This is a genomic window from Winogradskya consettensis (genome assembly GCF_018332715.1).
Classification (GTDB): Bacteria; Actinomycetota; Actinomycetes; order Mycobacteriales; family Micromonosporaceae; genus Actinoplanes; species Actinoplanes consettensis.
Genome location: NZ_BOQP01000034.1, coordinates 1 through 18,341, shown reverse-complemented (window position 1 = coordinate 18,341; position 18,341 = coordinate 1). Strand labels below are relative to the sequence as shown.

At 68.7% G+C, this 18,341-nt stretch carries 18 protein-coding genes; 11 read left to right on the top strand and 7 right to left on the bottom strand.

The features are described 5' to 3' along the window. Window positions 1-4 precede the first annotated feature (4 nt). Window positions 5-877 carry a mycothiol synthase gene (mshD, locus tag Aco04nite_RS28890; RefSeq protein ID WP_213000418.1) on the top strand — a complete coding sequence of 291 codons (873 nt, stop codon included), beginning with the start codon at window positions 5-7 and terminating at the stop codon, window positions 875-877. On the opposite strand, the gene Aco04nite_RS28885 is transcribed toward mshD, so the two are convergent. Further along, on the bottom strand, window positions 860-1,732 hold the full coding sequence (locus Aco04nite_RS28885; protein ID WP_213000417.1) for a tryptophan 2,3-dioxygenase: 873 nt from the start codon (window positions 1,730-1,732) through the stop codon (window positions 860-862). The genes mshD and Aco04nite_RS28885 overlap by 18 nt on opposite strands. A 112-nt stretch (window positions 1,733-1,844) precedes the next feature. Here Aco04nite_RS28885 and Aco04nite_RS28880 point away from each other — a divergent pair, with 112 nt between their 5' ends. The 5 genes from Aco04nite_RS28880 to pstB all read left to right on the top strand — a co-directional run bounded on the left by Aco04nite_RS28880 (window position 1,845) and on the right by pstB (window position 6,876). Further along, a complete protein-coding gene (locus Aco04nite_RS28880; RefSeq protein WP_213000416.1) occupies window positions 1,845-2,282 on the top strand; it encodes an Lrp/AsnC family transcriptional regulator in 438 nt (145 codons plus the stop codon). A 358-nt stretch (window positions 2,283-2,640) separates the two neighbouring features. Beyond that, a complete protein-coding gene (pstS, locus tag Aco04nite_RS28875) occupies window positions 2,641-3,732 on the top strand; it encodes a phosphate ABC transporter substrate-binding protein PstS (RefSeq protein WP_213000415.1) in 1,092 nt (363 codons plus the stop codon). 50 nt (window positions 3,733-3,782) lie between these two features. Beyond that, a complete protein-coding gene (gene pstC, locus Aco04nite_RS28870; RefSeq protein WP_213000414.1) occupies window positions 3,783-4,868 on the top strand; it encodes a phosphate ABC transporter permease subunit PstC in 1,086 nt (361 codons plus the stop codon). 168 nt (window positions 4,869-5,036) lie between these two features. After that, the gene (gene pstA, locus Aco04nite_RS28865) at window positions 5,037-6,083 is read left to right on the top strand and encodes a phosphate ABC transporter permease PstA (protein ID WP_438874952.1); all 1,047 of its coding nucleotides are present in this window, start codon (window positions 5,037-5,039) and stop codon (window positions 6,081-6,083) included. A 16-nt stretch (window positions 6,084-6,099) separates the two neighbouring features. Further along, window positions 6,100-6,876 (top strand): phosphate ABC transporter ATP-binding protein PstB, encoded by a 777-nt coding sequence (gene pstB / locus Aco04nite_RS28860; RefSeq protein ID WP_203838069.1) that lies wholly within the window; start codon window positions 6,100-6,102, stop codon window positions 6,874-6,876. A 3-nt stretch (window positions 6,877-6,879) separates the two neighbouring features. Here the strand turns inward: pstB and Aco04nite_RS28855 are convergent, their stop codons facing one another. Beyond that, on the bottom strand, window positions 6,880-7,647 hold the full coding sequence (locus tag Aco04nite_RS28855; RefSeq protein ID WP_213000606.1) for an NUDIX hydrolase: 768 nt from the start codon (window positions 7,645-7,647) through the stop codon (window positions 6,880-6,882). Between the two features lie 79 nt (window positions 7,648-7,726). Here Aco04nite_RS28855 and Aco04nite_RS28850 point away from each other — a divergent pair, with 79 nt between their 5' ends. Together Aco04nite_RS28850 and Aco04nite_RS28845 are read left to right on the top strand one after the other, a co-directional pair. Next, entirely contained in the window at window positions 7,727-8,701 is a 975-nt protein-coding gene (locus Aco04nite_RS28850) for a Gfo/Idh/MocA family protein (RefSeq protein WP_213000412.1), read from the top strand. Between the two features lie 674 nt (window positions 8,702-9,375). Continuing rightward, the gene (locus tag Aco04nite_RS28845) at window positions 9,376-9,681 is read left to right on the top strand and encodes a helix-turn-helix domain-containing protein (protein WP_213000411.1); all 306 of its coding nucleotides are present in this window, start codon (window positions 9,376-9,378) and stop codon (window positions 9,679-9,681) included. Between the two features lie 58 nt (window positions 9,682-9,739). Here the strand turns inward: Aco04nite_RS28845 and Aco04nite_RS28840 are convergent, their stop codons facing one another. From Aco04nite_RS28840 to Aco04nite_RS28830, 3 genes are all read right to left on the bottom strand, one after another. Next, window positions 9,740-10,750, bottom strand: coding sequence for an inorganic phosphate transporter (locus Aco04nite_RS28840; RefSeq protein WP_213000410.1), 1,011 nt, complete (start codon window positions 10,748-10,750; stop codon window positions 9,740-9,742). A 3-nt stretch (window positions 10,751-10,753) separates the two neighbouring features. Further along, window positions 10,754-11,380, bottom strand: a complete 627-nt coding sequence (locus Aco04nite_RS28835) for a DUF47 domain-containing protein (protein ID WP_213000409.1) — start codon at window positions 11,378-11,380, stop codon at window positions 10,754-10,756. A gap of 146 nt (window positions 11,381-11,526) precedes the next feature. After that, window positions 11,527-12,438, bottom strand: a complete 912-nt coding sequence (locus tag Aco04nite_RS28830; protein WP_213000408.1) for a PI-PLC domain-containing protein — start codon at window positions 12,436-12,438, stop codon at window positions 11,527-11,529. Between the two features lie 110 nt (window positions 12,439-12,548). Here Aco04nite_RS28830 and sigJ point away from each other — a divergent pair, with 110 nt between their 5' ends. Next, window positions 12,549-13,424, top strand: a complete 876-nt coding sequence (gene sigJ / locus Aco04nite_RS28825; protein ID WP_213000407.1) for an RNA polymerase sigma factor SigJ — start codon at window positions 12,549-12,551, stop codon at window positions 13,422-13,424. On the opposite strand, the gene Aco04nite_RS28820 is transcribed toward sigJ, so the two are convergent. Continuing rightward, window positions 13,404-13,910: a DUF402 domain-containing protein gene (locus tag Aco04nite_RS28820; RefSeq protein ID WP_213000406.1), complete on the bottom strand. Its 507-nt coding sequence runs from the start codon at window positions 13,908-13,910 to the stop codon at window positions 13,404-13,406. The genes sigJ and Aco04nite_RS28820 overlap by 21 nt on opposite strands. A gap of 164 nt (window positions 13,911-14,074) precedes the next feature. On the opposite strand from Aco04nite_RS28820, the gene Aco04nite_RS28815 reads away from it, so the two are divergent. Then, window positions 14,075-16,003, top strand: coding sequence for an ATP-dependent DNA helicase (locus Aco04nite_RS28815; protein ID WP_244876397.1), 1,929 nt, complete (start codon window positions 14,075-14,077; stop codon window positions 16,001-16,003). Window positions 16,004-16,102: 99 nt separating this feature from the next. On the opposite strand, the gene Aco04nite_RS28810 is transcribed toward Aco04nite_RS28815, so the two are convergent. Then, entirely contained in the window at window positions 16,103-17,362 is a 1,260-nt protein-coding gene (locus Aco04nite_RS28810) for an AI-2E family transporter (protein ID WP_244876373.1), read from the bottom strand. A gap of 147 nt (window positions 17,363-17,509) precedes the next feature. Between Aco04nite_RS28810 and Aco04nite_RS28805 the strand changes: the two genes are divergently transcribed. Next, on the top strand, window positions 17,510-17,806 hold the full coding sequence (locus Aco04nite_RS28805; RefSeq protein WP_203838072.1) for a GroES family chaperonin: 297 nt from the start codon (window positions 17,510-17,512) through the stop codon (window positions 17,804-17,806). Window positions 17,807-18,341: the final 535 nt, after the last annotated feature.

Genomic DNA, 18,341 nt, shown 5'->3' with positions numbered 1-18,341 from the left:
GTCAGTGCCCGAAGTTGAACTCACCGCCGCCGAGGTGGCCGACGTAACCGCGTTGGTCACCGCGGCGGCTGAGGCCGACGGCGTCCACCCGCTCTCCGAGGACGGCGTTCTCGGTCTGCGCGGCACGACCCATCGGCACCTTCTCACCTACGCCGAAGACGGCGACCTCGCGGGATATGCGTACGTCTCCGGCACCGCCGGTGAGCTGATCGTGCATCCCAAGCACCGCCTGCACGGCCACGGCACCGCGCTGTTGACCGCCGCGGGCGACGGCGAGCTGCAGTTCTGGGCCCACGGCGACGAGCCGGCCGCCCGCGCATTCGCGGAGAAGCTCGCCTTCACCCGTGACCGCGTCCTCTGGCAGATGCGCCGCAGCCTCACCGCGCCCGAGCTGCCCGGCGTTCCGCTTCCCGACGGCGTGCGGGTACGCGCCTTCGTCCCGGGGGCGGACGACGAGGCCTGGCTGGGCGTGAATTCCCGGGCCTTCGACCACCACCCCGAGCAGGGCCGCTGGACGCGTGACGACCTGCGGGTGCGGTTCGCGGAGCCGTGGTTCGACCCGGCCGGTTTCCTGCTGGCCGTCGACGCCGACGACAGGCTGCTCGGTTTCCACTGGACCAAGGTCCACGCCGCCGAGGGCGACACCCCCGCGATCGGTGAGATCTACGTGCTCGGCGTCGACCCGGGTGGTCACCGCCGCGGCCTCGGTGCCGCGCTCAGCGTCGCCGGCCTGCGTCACCTCGCCGCCCGGGGACTCGCTGACGCGCTGCTCTATGTGGACGAGTCCAACACCGCGGCGGTCGCGCTCTACCGCCGCCTCGGTTTCGAGGTCTTCTCCACCGACGTGCAATACGGTCGCCTACATCTGGGTTCGTGAGGTCCAGAGCTCGGGGAAGACCGTCCGGCTCATGCTGCGCTGCAGCCAGCCGAGCCCGTTCGAGCCACCGCTGCCGACCTTCGCCCCCATCGTGCGCTGCACCGCTTTGAGGTGCTGGTAACGCCAGTCGCCGAACCGGTCGGCGACGTCGGTGAGGGCCTCGCCGAGCATCCGCAGGTGGTTGTCCGGGCCGTTGTCGCGGTAGATGAGCACCCAGGCCGCGGCCACCGACGCGTCCGCCTCGTGATCCACGGTCAGATCCCGGTCGAGCAGCTCCGGCTCGAGGTCGTGACCGTGCCGGGCGAGCAGGGCGATCACCTCGTCCCAGAGGCTCGGCTCGTGCAGCGCCGTCGTCAGCTCGTCGTGGACGTCGCTGCCGCGGAAAGGCCGGACCAGGGCGGCGTTACGCAGACCGAGCAGGAACTCCACGTGCCGGTACATCGCCGACTGGAAGCCGGAGCCCTCGCCCAGCAGGTCCCGGAACCGGTTGAAGTCGTCCGGGGTCATCCAGCGCAGCGTCTGCCAGGCCGCGTTGAGGCCTTCCAGGTGCAGTGCGGCGCGGCGCAGCGGGGCCAGCGCCGGCCACACCTCGTCGGCGCGCAGCAGGGTGCGGGCCTCGCGCAGCTCGTGCCGGATCAGGTTGAAGTACAGCTCCATGATCTGGCTGACGACCAGGAACGACATCTCGCCCGGGTCCGTGCTGAGGGGTTGCTGCAGCGTGTGCAGGGTGCTCGCGTGTGTATAGGTGTCGTAGGGCACCCGCTGTGCGAACTCGAGGGTGGGACGGCCGCCGGTACGCGCCGCCCGTTCGTCCCGCTCCGCGGCGGTCGTCGATGCCAGATTCACGATCACCATCCTTTCGCCGTAGCGCCCGGCGGTGAATACCGAATCAACGGTGCCGATCCCCCGGGACAGGTGATCGGACACTAGATTTGCAAGATCGGTTTCAGATCGGAAGGTGGCCGGGATGGACGCGATGGACTGGGCCCTGCTGCGGGAACTCCAGGCCGATGCGCGGCTGTCCTACAGCGAGCTGTCTCGGCGCGTACATCTGTCGCCGCCCGCGGTGGCCGAGCGGGTCCGCCGGCTCGAGGAGAGCGGCGTCGTCACCGGCTATCACGCCCACGTCGACCTGGCACGGACCGGACGCGACGTGATCGCCCTGGTCACGATGTCCTGTTACGGCGCGACCTGCCTGCTGCTCGACGAGGCGGTGCCGGGCTGGCCGGAGATCATGGAGATCTACCGGGTCACCGGCGACGCCTGCAGTGTGCTGAGGGTTGCGACCGCCTCGATGGAGGCTTTCGAGACGGTGATCGACAGACTCGGTAAGTACGGCCAGCCATCGAGCACCATGGTTCTGTCAACCCCCCTCCCGTGGCAGCCGGTCATCCCACTCCCCTGACCAGCGCCCCAGGATGATCAGCAGGTAAACGAAAAAGCCTCCAATGCACGTCCAGAAGGTGAATTCTGGGTTCGTGATCAGGAGCACATCCCACCCGCCACACCCGTCTCAACCCGCGTGATCGGGTGGTGACTCGCCCGGAAATGGCCGGACATTTCGGTCAACGGACGCTCGGTTCACGTAACGGACAACCCCTCCTCAGCCAAAGGAAACTTTGCGGGGTCTACCTGTTCACCCCCAGTTCATTTAGGCCCGGCATCCCGGTCACCTGGAACTTTTAGCTTTCCGATGTGCCGATGAGAGTTCGGCCGCCGGGAGCATCGGAGCCCGGATATGCATTTTCATTGAAGGGGAAACCGTGAAGCTCCAGCGGTACTACGTTGCTGGTATTGCCATGACCGCCGCATTCGCGCTCACCGCGTGTGGCTCTGACAACGCCGAGGAACCCACCGCGGGTGCCGCCTCGGCTGCAGCTGGGAACTGCGCTGCCGGTCAGCTGACCGCGCAGGGCTCGTCCGCGCAGAAGAACGCGATGGACGAGTGGATCAAGACCTACCAGGGCCAGTGCGCCGACGCCAAGATCGGCTACGAGGGCACCGGCTCCGGCGCGGGCATCCAGGCGTTCATCGCCGGCACCGCCGACTTCGCCGGTTCCGACTCCGCCCTGAAGCCGGAGGAGCAGCCGCAGGCCGACGCCAAGTGCCCCGGTGGCCAGGCGCTGAACCTCCCGATGGTGACCGGCCCGATCGCGGTCGTCTACAACGTCGAGGGTGTCAAGGACCTGAACCTCTCGTCCGCGACGATCGCCAAGATCTTCGCCGGCACGGTCAAGACCTGGAACGACCCGGCCATCGCCGCCGAGAACTCCGGCGCCACGCTGCCGAGCACGGCCATCGCGACCGTCCACCGCTCGGACGAGTCGGGCACCACCGACAACTTCACCAAGTACCTCAGCAAGACCGCCGAGGCTGACTGGACCTTCAGCAACGCCAAGGCGTGGAAGGCCCCGGGCGGCACCGGCGCCAAGGGCTCGGACGGCATCGCGCAGGCCGTCAAGAGCACCGCGGGCAGCATCTCGTACGTGGAGCTCTCCTTCGCGGAGAACAGCGACCTGTCCAAGGCCAAGATCAAGAACGGCGCGGGCGAGTACACCGAGCTGACCGGCGAGAGCGCCGGCAAGACCATCGAGGGTGCCAAGGTCAAGGGCACCGGCGATGACCTCGCGCTCGACATCGACTACAGCACCACCACGGCGGGTGCCTACCCGATCGTTCTGGTGACGTACGAGATCGCCTGCAGCAAGGGCAGCGCGAAGGCCGCCGCGATCAAGGGCTTCCTGACCTACACCTCGAGCACGGGTGGCCAGTCGGCCCTCGCCGAGCTCGGCTACGCGCCGCTCCCCGAGTCGGTGCGCAGCAAGGTCGAGGCCTCGGTCGCGAAGATCTCCTGAATTAACCCCCGCCGGTAGCCAACCCCCTCTAGACGACAGCGAGCGAGCGAATGGGTGACTATCCGTCCCGCTCGGCGAGCAACGCCGCCGGCGGTCCTGGTGTGACAGCACGTCACGCCCGGGCCGCCGGCGACGGCGTATCGCCGATCCCTCCCGACGACCTCTCCGGCAACCGCCCGCCGCAGGGTGGTGGGGGTGCGCTGCCCAAGAAGGCCCGGTTCTCCATGGAGACCGGCTTCAGAGGGCTGAGCACGGCCGCCGGCGCGATGGTGCTCGTCATCATCGTGGCCATCGCGATCTTCCTGGTCTCGAAGGCCGTGCCCGCCCTCAGCAAGAACGACGCGAACTTCCTGACCTCCAAGGAATGGTTCCCGAACGACACGCAGCCGCACTTCGGTATCGCGGCGCTGGCCTTCGGAACGGTCCTCACCTCCGTCATCGCGCTGATCGTGGCGGTACCGATCGCGCTGGGGATCGCGCTCTTCCTGTCGCACTACGCGCCGAAGCGGCTCGCCACGCCGCTCGGCTTCGTCATCGACCTGCTCGCCGCGGTGCCCAGTGTCGTCTTCGGCCTGTGGGGCCGCGACGTCTTCCTGGAGCCGGTGCAGAGCTTCTCGATCTGGCTCAACAAGTACTTCAGCTGGATCCCGCTCTTCGGTGGCGACGGCCCGTTCGGCCGCTCGGTCATGCTCGGCTCGCTGGTGCTGGCCATCATGGTCCTGCCGATCGTCACCTCGCTGTCGCGCGAGGTCTTCCAGCAGACACCGGGGATGAACGAGGAAGCCGCGCTGGCCCTCGGCGCCACGAAGTGGGAAATGATCCGGACAGCCGTGCTGCCCTACGGCAAGCCCGGCGTTCTCGCCGCGGTGATGCTCGGCCTGGGCCGCGCCCTCGGTGAGACCATCGCCCTGGCGCTGACCCTCGGCATCACGTTCACCATCTCGGCCAACCTGATCCAGAGCGGCGGCAACTCGATCGCCGCCAACATCGCCAACACCTTCGGCGAGGCGAACGCCACCGGCCGCGGCGCACTCATCGCCTCCGGCCTGGTGCTCTTCGCCATCACCCTGGTGGTCAACATGGCAGCGCGGGCGATCATCTACCGCCGCCGCGAGTTCCGGGACAGTGCGGCATGACCGACTGCACCGAACGTAAGGGATGCAGGAAGGGCCAGAAGGGCATGCCGAAGGTGAGCACAGCATGACCGACTGCACCGAACGTAAGGAATGCAGGAAGGGCCAGAAGGGCATGCCGAAGGTGAGTTCAGTATGAGTCTTCTTGAGCGTGAGACCGATGGCGTCATCATGACGCCGGACAACATCCGGACCAAGAAGCTGCCGCTCGTCGCCGAACTCGGTGTCGCGGTCGTCGCCCTGGTCGTCGCCGCGGCGCTGGTACTGGGCACCGGCATCGGCAACTGGGTGCTGGTCGTGTTCCTCGGCATCGTCTTCTACCTGGTCGGGCTCTTCGTCGCCGCGAGCCGGGTCGAGGGCAAGCGGTCCGCGAAGAACAAGATCTGGCGCACCATGATCTACGCGGCCTGCCTGCTGGCGATCCTGCCGCTGGCCTCGGTCGTGTGGACGCTGGTCTCCAAGGGTGCCGCCCGTCTCGACGGCGACTTCTTCGGCTCGTCGATGAACAACATCGGTGCCCGGGACGCCAACGGTGGCGCGTACCACGCCATCATCGGCACCCTGGAGCAGGTCGGCATCGCCACCCTGCTGGCCGTCCCGCTGGGCGTCCTCGGCGCGATCTACCTCGTCGAGTACGGCCGGGGCAAGTTCGCCCTGACGGTCCGCTTCTTCGTCGACGTCATGACCGGCATCCCGTCGATCGTCGCCGGCCTGTTCGTGCTGGCGTTCTGGGTGCTCATCGTCAGCCCCTGGTTCAACGACGGCACACCGCGGTTCTCCGGCTTCGCGGCGTCGCTCGCGCTGACGGTGCTGATGCTGCCGACGATCGTGCGGTCGACCGAGGAGATGCTGCGCCTCGTGCCGGGGCCGCTTCGCGAGGGTGCGTACGCTCTGGGCGTACCCCAATGGAAGACGATCTTGAAGGTTGTCCTTCCCACCGCGTTGCCGGGCATCGTCACGGGCGTCATGCTCGCGGTCGCCCGTGCCGCCGGTGAGACCGCGCCGGTGCTGCTCGTCGCAGGCGGCGCCGCGGCGATCAACATGGACCCGTTCGCGGGCAACCAGTCGTCGCTGTCGCTCTTCGTCTACCAGCAGGCGGGCGACGCCTCCCGCTATGCCCCCGACCGCGCATGGACGGCGGCATTGACGCTGGTCGCCCTGGTCCTCATCCTGACCATCGCAGCGAAGCTGCTCGCCCGCCGCAACCGGCTGTCCTGAAGTAGAGGTGTCCCCCATGGCCAAGCGCATCGAGGCGAGCAACGTCTCGTCCTATTACGGTTCCTTCAAGGCGATCGACAGCATCTCGATGACCGTCGAGCCGAAGACGATCACGGCCCTCATCGGCCCGTCCGGCTGCGGCAAGTCGACGTTCCTGCGGTCCATCAACCGCATGCACGAGGTGCTGCCGAACGCCCGCATCGAGGGCCGGCTGACCATCGACGACCAGAACATCTACGACCCGGACGTCGACGTCACCGCGGTCCGCCGGATGATCGGCATGGTCTTCCAGCGCCCGAACCCGTTCCCGACGATGTCGATCTACGAGAACGCGGTCGCGGGTCTCAAGCTCAACGGCGTCAAGAAGAAGTCCCTGCTGGACGACGCGGCCGAGAAGTCGCTGCGCTCCGCGAACCTCTGGGACGAGGTCAAGGACCGGCTCAACCGCCCCGGCGCCGGCCTCTCCGGCGGTCAGCAGCAGCGGCTCTGCATCGCCCGCACCATCGCGGTCCAGCCGCAGGTCGTCCTGATGGACGAGCCCTGCTCGGCGCTCGACCCGATCTCCACGCTGGCGATCGAGGACCTGATGTTCAAGCTGAAGGACCAGTTCACGATCATCATCGTGACGCACAACATGCAGCAGGCCGCCCGGGTCAGCGACAAGACCGGCTTCTTCTCGATCGACAAGACCGGCGAGCCCGGCCGCCTCATCGAATACGCCGACACACAGAAGATCTTCTCCAACCCCACGGAGAAGAAGACCGAGGACTACATCACCGGCCGCTTCGGCTGATCCTCACGGAATCGTCACCACGGCGCCGCCGTCATCGGTCAACTCCACCAGGGGTATGACCGGGACGGCGGCGTTTCTGCTCGCGCTCGCTGCCACCAGATCTTCCATCTTCGGGTACGCCGTCAGCTGGTTCAGAGTCACTCGCGTAGGCGGGAGCATCGCCAGGTTGCCCGTAGCATCCGGGCTCACCCACGTCGTCCCCTCAGCCTCGCCGGAAACGTCCCGCGCCGTCTGAGCCTGCGGCAGCAGCGCGACGAAGAACCACGTGTCGAATCGCTTCGGCTCGAACTCCGGGGTGATCCACCGCGACCACGGCAGCAGCAGGTCGTCCCGCAACCGCAACTCCCGCTTCGCCAGCAGCGCCTCCAGGGTCAGCTCCCGCGCCGCGACAGCCGCCCGATCGGCCTCCCATCCGGGCCCGCTCACGTCCCCGACCGTACGGTCCGGCTCGCCCACCGGCCCGGCCAGCAACACCCCCGCCTCCTCGAACAGCTCCCGGATCGCCGCACCGACCACGGCCCGCGCCTGCTCGTCGGGCACACCGAGCCGCTGCGCCCAGTCCGCGCGAATCGTCTCGGGCCGGTCAGCCGCATCCACGCGCCCACCCGGAAACGCGTAAACACCGCCGAAGACCATCGTCCCGGCCCGTTTCAGCAGGTAGACGTCACGGCTGGCCGGATCCAGCAGCACCACGGTCGCCGCGGGACGAGCCACCGCCGGCGGACCGGAGAACTCACGCGCCCGCTTGACCATGGCGTCCGGCAACGGCATCGAAAGACTCACCCCCAGATCCTCCCATCGCCCGGCGATGCCTGCCCTCCGGCCGCCACCGGGAGATACCGTGGCGATCATGACCGCTCAGACCACCCGCTGGGGCATCCTCGGCACCGGAGGCATCGCCGCCACGTTCGCGTCCGACCTCCCGCTCGTCCCCGGCGCCGAACTGGCCGCAGTCGGCTCCCGCACCCAGGAAGCCGCCGACGCGTTCGCCACCAAGCACGGCGCCGCCCGCGCCCACGGCTCCTGGGCCGCCCTCGCCGCCGACCCCGACGTCGACGTGATCTACGTGGCCACCCCGCACTCGTCCCACCACGCCGCCTCGATGGTCTGCCTCGAAGGCGGAAAATCGGTCCTCATCGAAAAGCCGATGACCCTCGACCTGGCCAGCTCGGCCCAGCTCGTCCAGGAAGCCCGCACCCGCGAGCTCTTCCTCATGGAAGCCATGTGGATGCGCTGCAACCCCGCCATCCGCAAGATCCGCGAGCTCATCACCGAGGACGCCATCGGTGACGTCGTCACCCTCCACGCCGACTTCGGCCTCCAGGGCCCGTTCGAACCCACCCACCGCCTGCGCGACCCCGCCCTCGGCGGCGGCGCCCTGCTCGACCTCGGCGTCTACCCCATCCACTTCGCCGACCTCATGCTCGGCGCCCCGGAAACGGTCCACAGCTGGGCCACCCTCACCCCCGAACACGTCGACGAGACCACCGGCATCCTGCTCGGCTACGCCTCAGGCGCAGTCGCCACCCTCACCTGCAGCATCTCCGGCGAATCCCGCAACGCCGCCACCATCACCGGCACCCGCGGCCGCATCGAGGTCCCACCGGGCTTCTTCAACGCCCGGTCGTTCAACCTGATCCGCAACGGTTCGGTGGAAACCTTCGACCTGGACTACGAGGGCAGCGGTTACCAGTTCGAGGCGATCGAGGTCCAGCGCTGCCTGGCCCACAACTTCCCCGAGAGCCCGCTGGTCCCGCACACCACCACGCTCGAAATCATGACCCTGATGGACACCATCCGTGCCGAGATCGGTGTCAGTTACTGACCTCCTTCCGCACCGCCCGCCCCTGTCCCGCCGCCCGGGACAGGGGCATTTTTGTGTCCACCGTCACCCTGGATCAAATCTAGTCACCCCGCTAGCCTAGTCGCGGAGCAACCGATGCCCTTCGATGCGGCTCAACAGCGGAGTGACGCGCATGAACAAGCAGCCGGATCCCACCCCAGCGACCTGGACGATCGAAGTGTGCAAAACCCGGGCCGGACGTGAACCCTTCACCACGTTTCTCAGCTCACTCAATCCATACCAGCGAGCAATTGCCGCTACCGCGATCAGGACAGTCCTCGCCACCCGAGGGCATGCCGTATGCGAAACAGAATGGGGCAAGCCCCTCGGGAAAGGCCTCTACGAGTTCCGCGTGCGTCGAACTCTGGCAGCGATCTGCAGTGAGGCGGGAATCGAGCCCCCCTCCGGCATCCCTGGCGGTGGACGAGTACTACTTCGCGTCTTTTTTGTCGCCTACGGAGATCGAATCGTGCTTTTACTCGGCGGATACAACAAGGGCAGAGATCCGTCGCGGTTCCGCCAGCTACGAGAGATCAGGCGAGCCCGCTCCATCCTCAGGGAGTTCAGGCGAGACCAGTGAACCGCGCCCACATGCGGCGCTAGTCTCTTGACAACCACATGTGTTATAACCCATAATCCCAGCGGGAGGGTTACCTATGAACCGTTCGTTCGATGAGGTCATGCAGGACTTCGTCAGCACCGACCCAGACGTTCTGGCGTTCACGGCCGCAGCCGAGGTTCACTTCAAGACTGCCGCCGAGCGCACCTTCGGGATGGGGGAACGCATCGCCGCACGCCGCGAGGAACTCAACCTGACACAGGAGCAGGTTGCCGAACGGTCCGGCGTGCGGCAGTCGGAGATCTCGCGAATCGAGCGAGGCAAAGCTAATCCCACCCAGGCAACGCTTGAGAAGATCGTCAGAGCGCTCGGTGCGAAGTTCGTAATTGCTCCGCTGCCCTGAACAGATGTGAGGCCGTCGCCCGGGTCGGGTGACGGCCTCAACCATGTGGCGTGTGTGATCAGGCGTGGAACAGCGGACGCACGCAGAAGTAGACGACGCAGCTGATTGCCGCCGCAGCCGGGAATGTGGTGATCCAGGCGATGACGATGTTGCCGGCGACGTTCCAGCGGACGGCGTTGAGGCGCTTGGTGGCACCGACACCCATGATGGCGGACGTGATGGTGTGGGTGGTGGAGATCGGGGCGTGCAGGACGAGCGCGTTGAAGTACAGGATCGAGCTGGCGACCACCTCGGCGGCGAAGCCTTCCGCGGGGCCCAGGTCGATGATTTTGCGGCCCAGGGTGCGGATGATGCGCCAGCCACCGGCGTAGGTGCCGGCGGCGAGGACGGCGGCGGAGGTCCAGAAGACCCACCAGGGGATGTCGGTGGAGCTGTCCTGGAAGCCGCCGGTGTAGAGCGCGAGGACGATGATGCCCATGGTCTTGGCGGCGTCCTGCATGCCGTGGCCGACGGACATGAAGGCGGCGGAGACGGTCTGGGCGACGCGGAAGCCCCGGTTGAGTTTGCCCGGGTTGCCGCGGCGGAAGATCCAGAGGATGGCGAGCATGACGCCGAAGCCGAGGACCAGGCCGACGACCGGGGACACGACCATCGGGATGAGCACCTTGTCGGTGATCGTGGCCCATTCGATTTTGGCGTCGGCGGCGAAGAAGGTGGCGCCGACGAGGCCGCCGAAGAGGGCGTGTGAGGAGCTGGACGGCAGGCCGAAGTACCAGGTGAGGAGGTTCCAGACGATGGCGCCGCAGACGCCGGCGAAGACGACGCCGAGGCTGGGGACGCCTTCGGGGAGTTTGACCAGGCCGTCGCCGACGGTTTTGGCGACGCCGGCGCCGAAGTGGGTGCCGATGAAGTTGCCGACCGCGGCCATGGCGAGCGCGACGCGGGGGGTCAGCGCCCGGGTGCTGACGCTGGTGGCGATGGCGTTGGCCGCGTCGTGGAAGCCGTTGGTGTAGTCGAAGGCCATCGCGGCGATGATCACCGCGAGGGTGGCGATGAGCTCGGGGGACAAGGTCTAGGACTCCTTGACCGTGATGGTCTCGACCGTGTTCGCGACGTGCTCGAACGCGTCGCAGGCGGCCTCGAGCTCGTCGGCGACCTCTTTCATCTTGAGTACGGTGAGAGCGTCGTACTCGCCGGAGAAGAGGCGGACGAGCAGCATCCGGTACGCCCGGTCGCCGTCGTTCTCGAGCCGGTTGATCTCGATCCAGTACTCCTCGAGGCCCTTCATCGAGCGCAGTTTCGGCATCGCGTCCGCGGTGATCTTCGCCTGCTGGTCGAGGACGTTGACCAGCTCGTGCATCTCGCGGGGCAGGGACGGCAGCTCGGTGAGGCCGTAGAGGTAGAGCAGGTTGCCGACCGCCTCGAGGTGGTCCATCACGTCGTCGAGCTGGGAGCCCAGTGAGTAGATGTCCTCGCGGTCGAACGGGGTGATGAAGGTCGAGTTGATCTTCTTGTAGAGCGTGTGGGTGATCTCGTCGCTGTCGTGTTCGACGTCGGTCAGCCGATCGCTGACCGATTGCACGTCGACCCCGGGCAGGGCCAGCTCATTGAGCAGCTCGGTGCCGCGCACGAGGTTCTGGGCTGCCCGGGTGAACAGCTCGTAGAAGGCGCCCTCGGTGGGGCGGAAGGAGAACTTCACGGCGCGGACCTCGCTGAAGGGTGGGCGGATTCGAGGGAATGCTAGGAAACGCCTCCCCGGTTGCCGAGCCCGCCTACCCCCGCTCAGCACCCGTTCAGAGTTCGTTCATCTCCAGTTAACCTTGAACGGTCGCTTATGTGGATCTTTCAGGCAGGTTGCGCACTGCGGGTTAACGGCGGCGGCGCGTCCTGGCGTACGGGATGCCTGCGCAGTTGCCGCGCCAGACCACTGAGGTCCGCGTCGGCGATCACATCGACCCCGGCAGCGAGCAGTTCCTGCCAGATGGCCCGGCGGGCGGCCTTGGTCGCGCCCGGCACCCCACCCATCCGGACCGTACGGTCATCCTCGTGCGCGGCGGCGACGAGACCGTGCAGGTGGTGACGCTCCTCGGCAGGCATGACCTCGCAGCCGTCCCAGCCGAAGCGCCGCGTCCAGGATTCGCTGAGCATCGGCACCAGCTCGGGCGGGGCAGCCGGGTTGCCGATGTCGTCGAACGAGCCGTCCGCGAACGCGTACCTGTCGGTTTCGCCTGCCAGCAGCTGCCGCACGTCCACGATCCCGGTTACGGACACCGTTACGGCCCCCGGCTCGATCTGGCCGTCCAGGCACCGGCTGAGCAGGGGCGCATGGTCTCTCAACTGCTGATCGAGCATTCGGTACGCCCGGAGCAGCGCAACCGCGTCCCGAGTCGGCCCGGCAACCTCGACCACGAGCCGGAACGGCGCCCGCTGATCCCGGCAGAGCCGCCCGCCGCGGGCCCGGGCGCGCGCGAACAGGGGCGACAGGACCAGGCGGCGCAGCGTACGCCCGGGCTTCGGATCTCCCGCCCCCAGGAACAACTCGCCGTTGGGCCCGGGCCGCACGGGAACGGTCAGCCCGGCCAGCCCACGCCGCAGCACTTCGGGCAGCGGATCGCCGTAGCGCTCGTCGACGACCGCGTGGCCCGCGGGCAGATAGGGGCGTGGACGGCGGGCCGCCGCGATCCCGAGCGTCGCCGCCCCGGTCACACCGGCAACGCCGGCCACGCCGCCGAGCAGGGCTGCCACGTCCTGCGCCACTGTCGGTCCCCCGTTTCTCCCGTACACGAATCGGGTCAAAGCAGATATAGTGCCCACCACTGTGTCACATGTGACATCCGTGCACGGGCAACGTCGCGCAGAATTCAGCCATGCCCGCCGCATTGGTGAACGAGTTCGAGACCGAGCGACCGCACCTGCTCGCGGTCGCCTACCGGATGCTGGGCAGCCGCGCCGAGGCCGAGGACGTCGTCCAGGAGGCGTGGCTGCGCTACGACCGGGCCCGGGTGGGCGGTGACGAGATCCGCGACGTGCGGGGCTGGCTCACGACTGTCACCGGGCGGATCTGCCTCGACGTGCTCAAGTCGGCCAGGGTTCGGCGGGAGGCGTACCCGGGTCAATGGCTTCCCGAACCGGTCGTCTCCCCGCAGGAGGATCCCGCGGAACAGGTCGCGCAGCGACAGGAAGTCAGCCTTGCCCTGCTCGTGGTGCTGGAGAAGCTCACCCCCGAGCAGCGGGTCGCGGTAGTGCTGCACGACGCGTTCGCGGTGCCGTTCGAGGAGATCGCGGAGGTGCTCGGGACGAGCGTCGCGGCGGCCCGGCAGCACGCCTCCCGGGGCCGCAAGGCGACCGCGGAGGGCCAGGCCCGGCACACCGCGGACGTGGCCGAGCAGCGTCGGGTGCTGAACGCGTTCCTGGCGGCGGCCGCATCCGGCGATCTGCGGACGCTCGCCGCCGTGCTCGCCCCCGACGTGGTGGCGATCAGCGACGGCGGTGGCGTGGTCAGCGCGGGCCGCAACCCGGTCCACGGCGCCGACAAGGTCGCGCGTTTCGTGGTGGGCCTGCTCACCCGCAAGGCCCGCAACGTCACCGTCGAGCCGGTGCTGGTCAACGGTGCGGCCGGCGTTGTGGTCCGGGGCGACGCTTTCGCGGTGATGACGGCAGTGGTCACCGACGACGGCCGCATCGCCGCTCTCTACAGCCAGCTCAACCCGGCCAAACTCACGTCAGTCGGCGACGGCCGATAGCCATTTCCGATAGCCCGTGGCAAACGGCTCGGTGCCGTCGCCGAGCGCCCCGAACAGTCGCCCGGCCGCGGCGCGGGCCTCGGTGACCACCTCGTCGGTGTAGCCGAACCGGACCCTGTGCTCCTCGAACTCGTCCTCGTCGCGCAGCTCGACCAGCCCGGAGTCGCGGCGGCGCGAGACGTCCAGATCGAGGTCGATGATGTGGACCGTGTCACCCTCCCAGCGCGCCGGGGTGGTGATGTCGCAGTAGACCTCGCTGGTGCGCGGCGGCGGGTTGAACATGCCGGTCCACCACGCGTGATGCGGGACGAGCAGCACGAACGGGATCTGCTCGACGGACGGGTGGCCGTGGTAGACCGACTTCGTCCCGCGCGTCACACCGACCCAGATCCCCAGGTCATCCTCGTTGAGGCGGCGAGCTGGGTAGTCCCGGTGAGCCGAACCGTCGTACTTCGTGTAGACGACCCGGACCATCTCACTCCGCATGACAAGACCCTACTGGTGCGACGCTTCTGTCGGTGGTCCCGGGTACGGTCTTCGCTGTGACTGCCCCCGCCAAGTCCCGCCGCAAGCGCGCCTCCGCCAAAGACCTGCTCACCGCCGCGGTCGGCGCCGTGCCCGGTGGCTCCACCCGCCCCGGCCAGGAGCAGATGGCGGAGGCGATCGAGCGCGCCGTCAAGGAGCGGGAGCACCTGCTCGTCCAGGCCGGCACGGGCACCGGCAAGTCGCTCGCCTACCTGACACCGGCACTGCTCGTGGACGGTCCGGTGGTGGTGTCGACGGCCACCCTCGCGCTGCAGCACCAGCTGGTCGAGCGGGACCTGCCGCGACTCGCCGACGCCGTGGAGCCGGTGCTGGGCCGCCGCCCCACCTTCGCCGTGCTCAAGGGTCGCCACCACTACCTGTGCGTGGCCAAGCTCGAGCACGCCGACGAGGAAGCGCCGACCGACACGCTCTTCGACGATGCTCCGCCGCGCGCGACCCAGTGGCTCGGTGAGGCGGGCAAGCTCGGCAAACAGATCCTGCGGATCCAGTCCTGGGCGGAGAAGACCGAGACCGGCGACCGGGACGAGCTGGACCCTGGCGTCGACGAGACCGCGTGGCGTCAGGTCTCGATGCCGTCGCGTGACTGCCCCGGTGTCGCGCGGTGCCCGTACGGTGCTGATTGCTTTGCGGAGGCCTCCCGCGTGCGCGCCCGCGAGGCCGACATCGTGGTGACGAACCACAGCCTGCTCGCGGTCGACATGCTCGCGGAGCGCAACATCGTTCCGCCGCACAAGCTGCTGATCGTCGACGAGGCACACGAGCTCGCCGACCGGGTCTCGTCCGCCGCCCAGGCCGAGCTCACCCCCGAGGCTGTCGAGCGGGCCGCCAAGCGATCCCGCACGCTGCTCCCCCAGGACGTCGCGGATTCGCTGGCCGAGGCCGCCGACTCGCTCACCGTGGGGCTCGCCGACATCCCCGCCGGGCGGCTCACCACCGGGCTGCCGCCGCACCTGCACCAGGCGGTGCTGCTCATCGACACGGCCACCCGGCGGGGCCTCGAGACCATCGGCGACATCAAGGCCGACGATCCCGACCCGGTGCGCAAACAGCAGGCCAAGGCCACCCTCGACGAGCTCTCGACGACCGCCCAGCGGCTCCTGGAGGAGTCCGAGTTCGACGTCGCCTGGGTGGAGAAGAGCGACCTCGGCAACGGCCGCCGCGCGATCGTGGTCGCCCCGCTCTCGGTCGCGGGCACCCTCGCCACCCGGCTGTACGACGAGCGCACCGTGGTGGCGACCTCGGCGACTTTGACCCTGGGCGGCCGCTTCGACACCGTGGCCCGCGCCCTCGGCCTCCCGGCGGGCTCCCCCGCCCCGGCACCGCGCGCCGGCCTCACCCCTGATGCGACCCCGGTCTCGGGCGACGGCTGGACCTCGATGGACGTCGGCTCGCCGTTCGACTACCCGAAGCAGGGCATCCTCTACGTCGCGTCCCACCTGCCCCGCCCCGCCGCCTCCGGCCTGCCCGACCAGGCCGGCGAGGAGCTGCTGAAACTGGTCGAGGCGCTCGGCGGGCGTACCCTCGGGCTCTTCTCCTCCCGCAAGGCCGCCACCCAGGCCGCCGAACTGCTCCGCGCCCGCACCGACCTCCCGATCCTGGTCCAGGGCGAGGAGACCCTGCCGATCCTGGTCCGCAAGTTCAAGGAGCAGAAGGAAAGCTGCCTGTTCGGCGTCATGTCCCTCTGGCAGGGCGTCGACGTCCCCGGCGACGCCTGCCAGCTCGTGGTGATCGACCGGCTCCCGTTCCCCCGCCCCGACGAGCCCCTGGCCGCGGCCCGAGCAGCCGCGGTGGACGCCACGGGCGGCTCCGGCTTCGCCTCGGTCAGCGTGCCGATCGCGGCGATCCGGCTCGCCCAGGGCGTCGGCCGGCTCATCCGCTCCACGGGCGACAAGGGCGTGGTCGCGGTCCTGGACTCCCGGCTGGAGACCGCCCGCGGCTACGGCGCCTTCCTTCGCAAGTCACTGCCACCGTTCTGGTACACGACCCGCCAGGAGGTCGCCCTCGGCGCCCTCCAACGCCTCGCCAAGTCCTGACCCCTCCGCTGACGGGCCGGCCCCTCTGCGCGGGCTGGCCCTGTCTATCCGGGGTGGGCCTCTTCGTCCTTGCCGGGGTTGGTTCTTGCCCGCCGGGGGTCAGGTTCTTTCGCCGGCGGTGACGAAGACCGCGTCCGGGGGGATTTCGGGGCGGCGGCGGGCCAGGCGGCGGACGCCGGTGTTGAGGACGGCGATCAGCGGCACGGCTACGAGCGCGCCGATGATGCCGGCCAGCACGACGCCGGAGGCGATGCCGATGATCACGACCAGGGGGTGGATCGCCACGGCGCGGCCCATGATCAACGGCTGGAGCACGTGCCCCTCGACCTGCTGGACCAGGATCACCGCGCCGAGGACGATCACCGCCGCGATCCAGCCCTGATCGACGAGCGCCACGAGCACGGCCACCGCGCCCGACACGCTCGCGCCCACGATCGGCACGAAGGCGCCCAGGAAGACGAGCGCCGCGAGCGGGAACGGGAACGGCACCTTCAGGAACACCAGGGCCAGCCCGATGCCGGTCGCGTCGATGAAGGCGACCAGGACGGTCGCGCGGACGTAGGCACCGAGCGTGGCCCACGAGGCGTCACCGGCGTCGGAAAGGCTCCAGCGGGCGTTGACGGGGAAGAGGCGTACCAGGAAGCGCCAGATCTTGCGGCCGTCCCGCAGGAAGAAGAACGTCGCGAAGAGCACCAGCAGCGCCCCGGTCAGCAACTCGAAGAGAGTCGCCGCGGTCGCCACACCGGTCGCCGTGAGCTGCGACGTGTTCGAGTTGATCCAGTCCTGCGCCGAGTCGATCGCCTGGTTGACCTGGGCATCGGACAGGTGCAACGGCCCCGTACGCGCCCAGTCCTGGATCTGCCGGATGCCCGCACTTGCCTTGTTCGTCAACTGCGGCAATCCGTCGACGAACTGGGTGACCACCAGCGTCAACGTGCCGGCCACCGCGGCGAGCCCGCAGATCAGCACCAGGAACGTCGCCAGCGAAGGTGGCAGCCGCGCCTTCGACAGCCACCCGACGGCCGGAGCGAGCAGCGCCGAGAGCAGCAACGCGATGGCGAGCGGAACGACAACGATGCTGATGATGCCGATGAAGCGCAGCAACACCCAGCCGACCACCCCGACCACGATCAGCCGCCACGACCACGCCGCAGCGATGCGCAACGAATGCGGCACCTCGGCATCATCCTGACTGGCCGTCGAGTGATGCTCGAAGGTCGCCGGCTGCGCGGGCAACTCGTACTCAACCTCGTCATCGTCCACGGTCGCGGGCTCATCGGTGCGAGCCATCCGCACCGACTCCCGCCCCGCCTCGTACGCCTTACGCAGGTTGGACCGGACCCGTTGCAAGCGGCTCAACCGCCCACCCCCTCGCCGTAGTCACCCCAGCCCCGCCTCGGGCCCAACTCACCGTAGTCGAGACCGGCACACGTACCGTGCAGGCGCGGGCGTACCGTCACAGCCGTGAGCACCGACACCCAGACCGAGGCCGGGCTGCCGATCCGCATGCTGCACGACCGGGTCCTCGTCCGCCTCGACGGCGGCGAAGGCGAACGCCGCTCCAGCTCCGGCATCGTCATCCCGGCCACCGCCTCCATGGGCCGCCGCCTCTCGTGGGCCAAGGCCGTCGGCGTAGGCCCGAACGTCCGCTCCATCGTCGTCGGCGACCGGGTCCTCTTCGACCCCGAGGAACGCTCCGAGGTAGAACTCCACGGCCAGGAGTACGTCCTCCTCCGCGAACGCGACGTCCACGCCGTAGCCGCCGACCGCGTCGAATCCGACGGCACCGGCCTCTACCTCTGAGCCGCCCTCAGGCCTGCTGACCACCCGTCCCGGGCCCTGGACTGCTCGGCCGGACATAACCAGGCTCCTGACCCGCTTCCAGACCGTGCTGCGCCTGGCCCTGCTGCGGCTGGCCCTGCTGAGCCTGGCCCTGCTGCGGCTGGGGGTAGGACGATGGCTGCCCGTAGGGCTGCTGGCCATATGACTGCTGCTCTTGAGCCGGCTGCCCCCCGGAACCCGGCTGACTCCCGTAACCCGGCTGCGTCCCGTAACCGGCCTGAGTCCCATATCCAGGCTGAGTGCTGTAGCCAGGCTGAGTGCTGTAGCCAGGCTGACCGCTGTAGCCAGGCTGACCGCTGTAGCCGGGCGGATTTCCATAACCGGGCTGAGCCCCGTGACCGGGCTGAGCGCCATACCCAGGCTGAGCGCCGTAACCAGGCTGCGCGCCGTAACCAGGCTGCGCGCCGTAACCAGGCTGCGCGCCATACCCAGGCTGAGCGCCATACCCCGGCTGAGCGCCATACCCCGGCTGAGCGCCGTACCCCGGCTGAGCGCC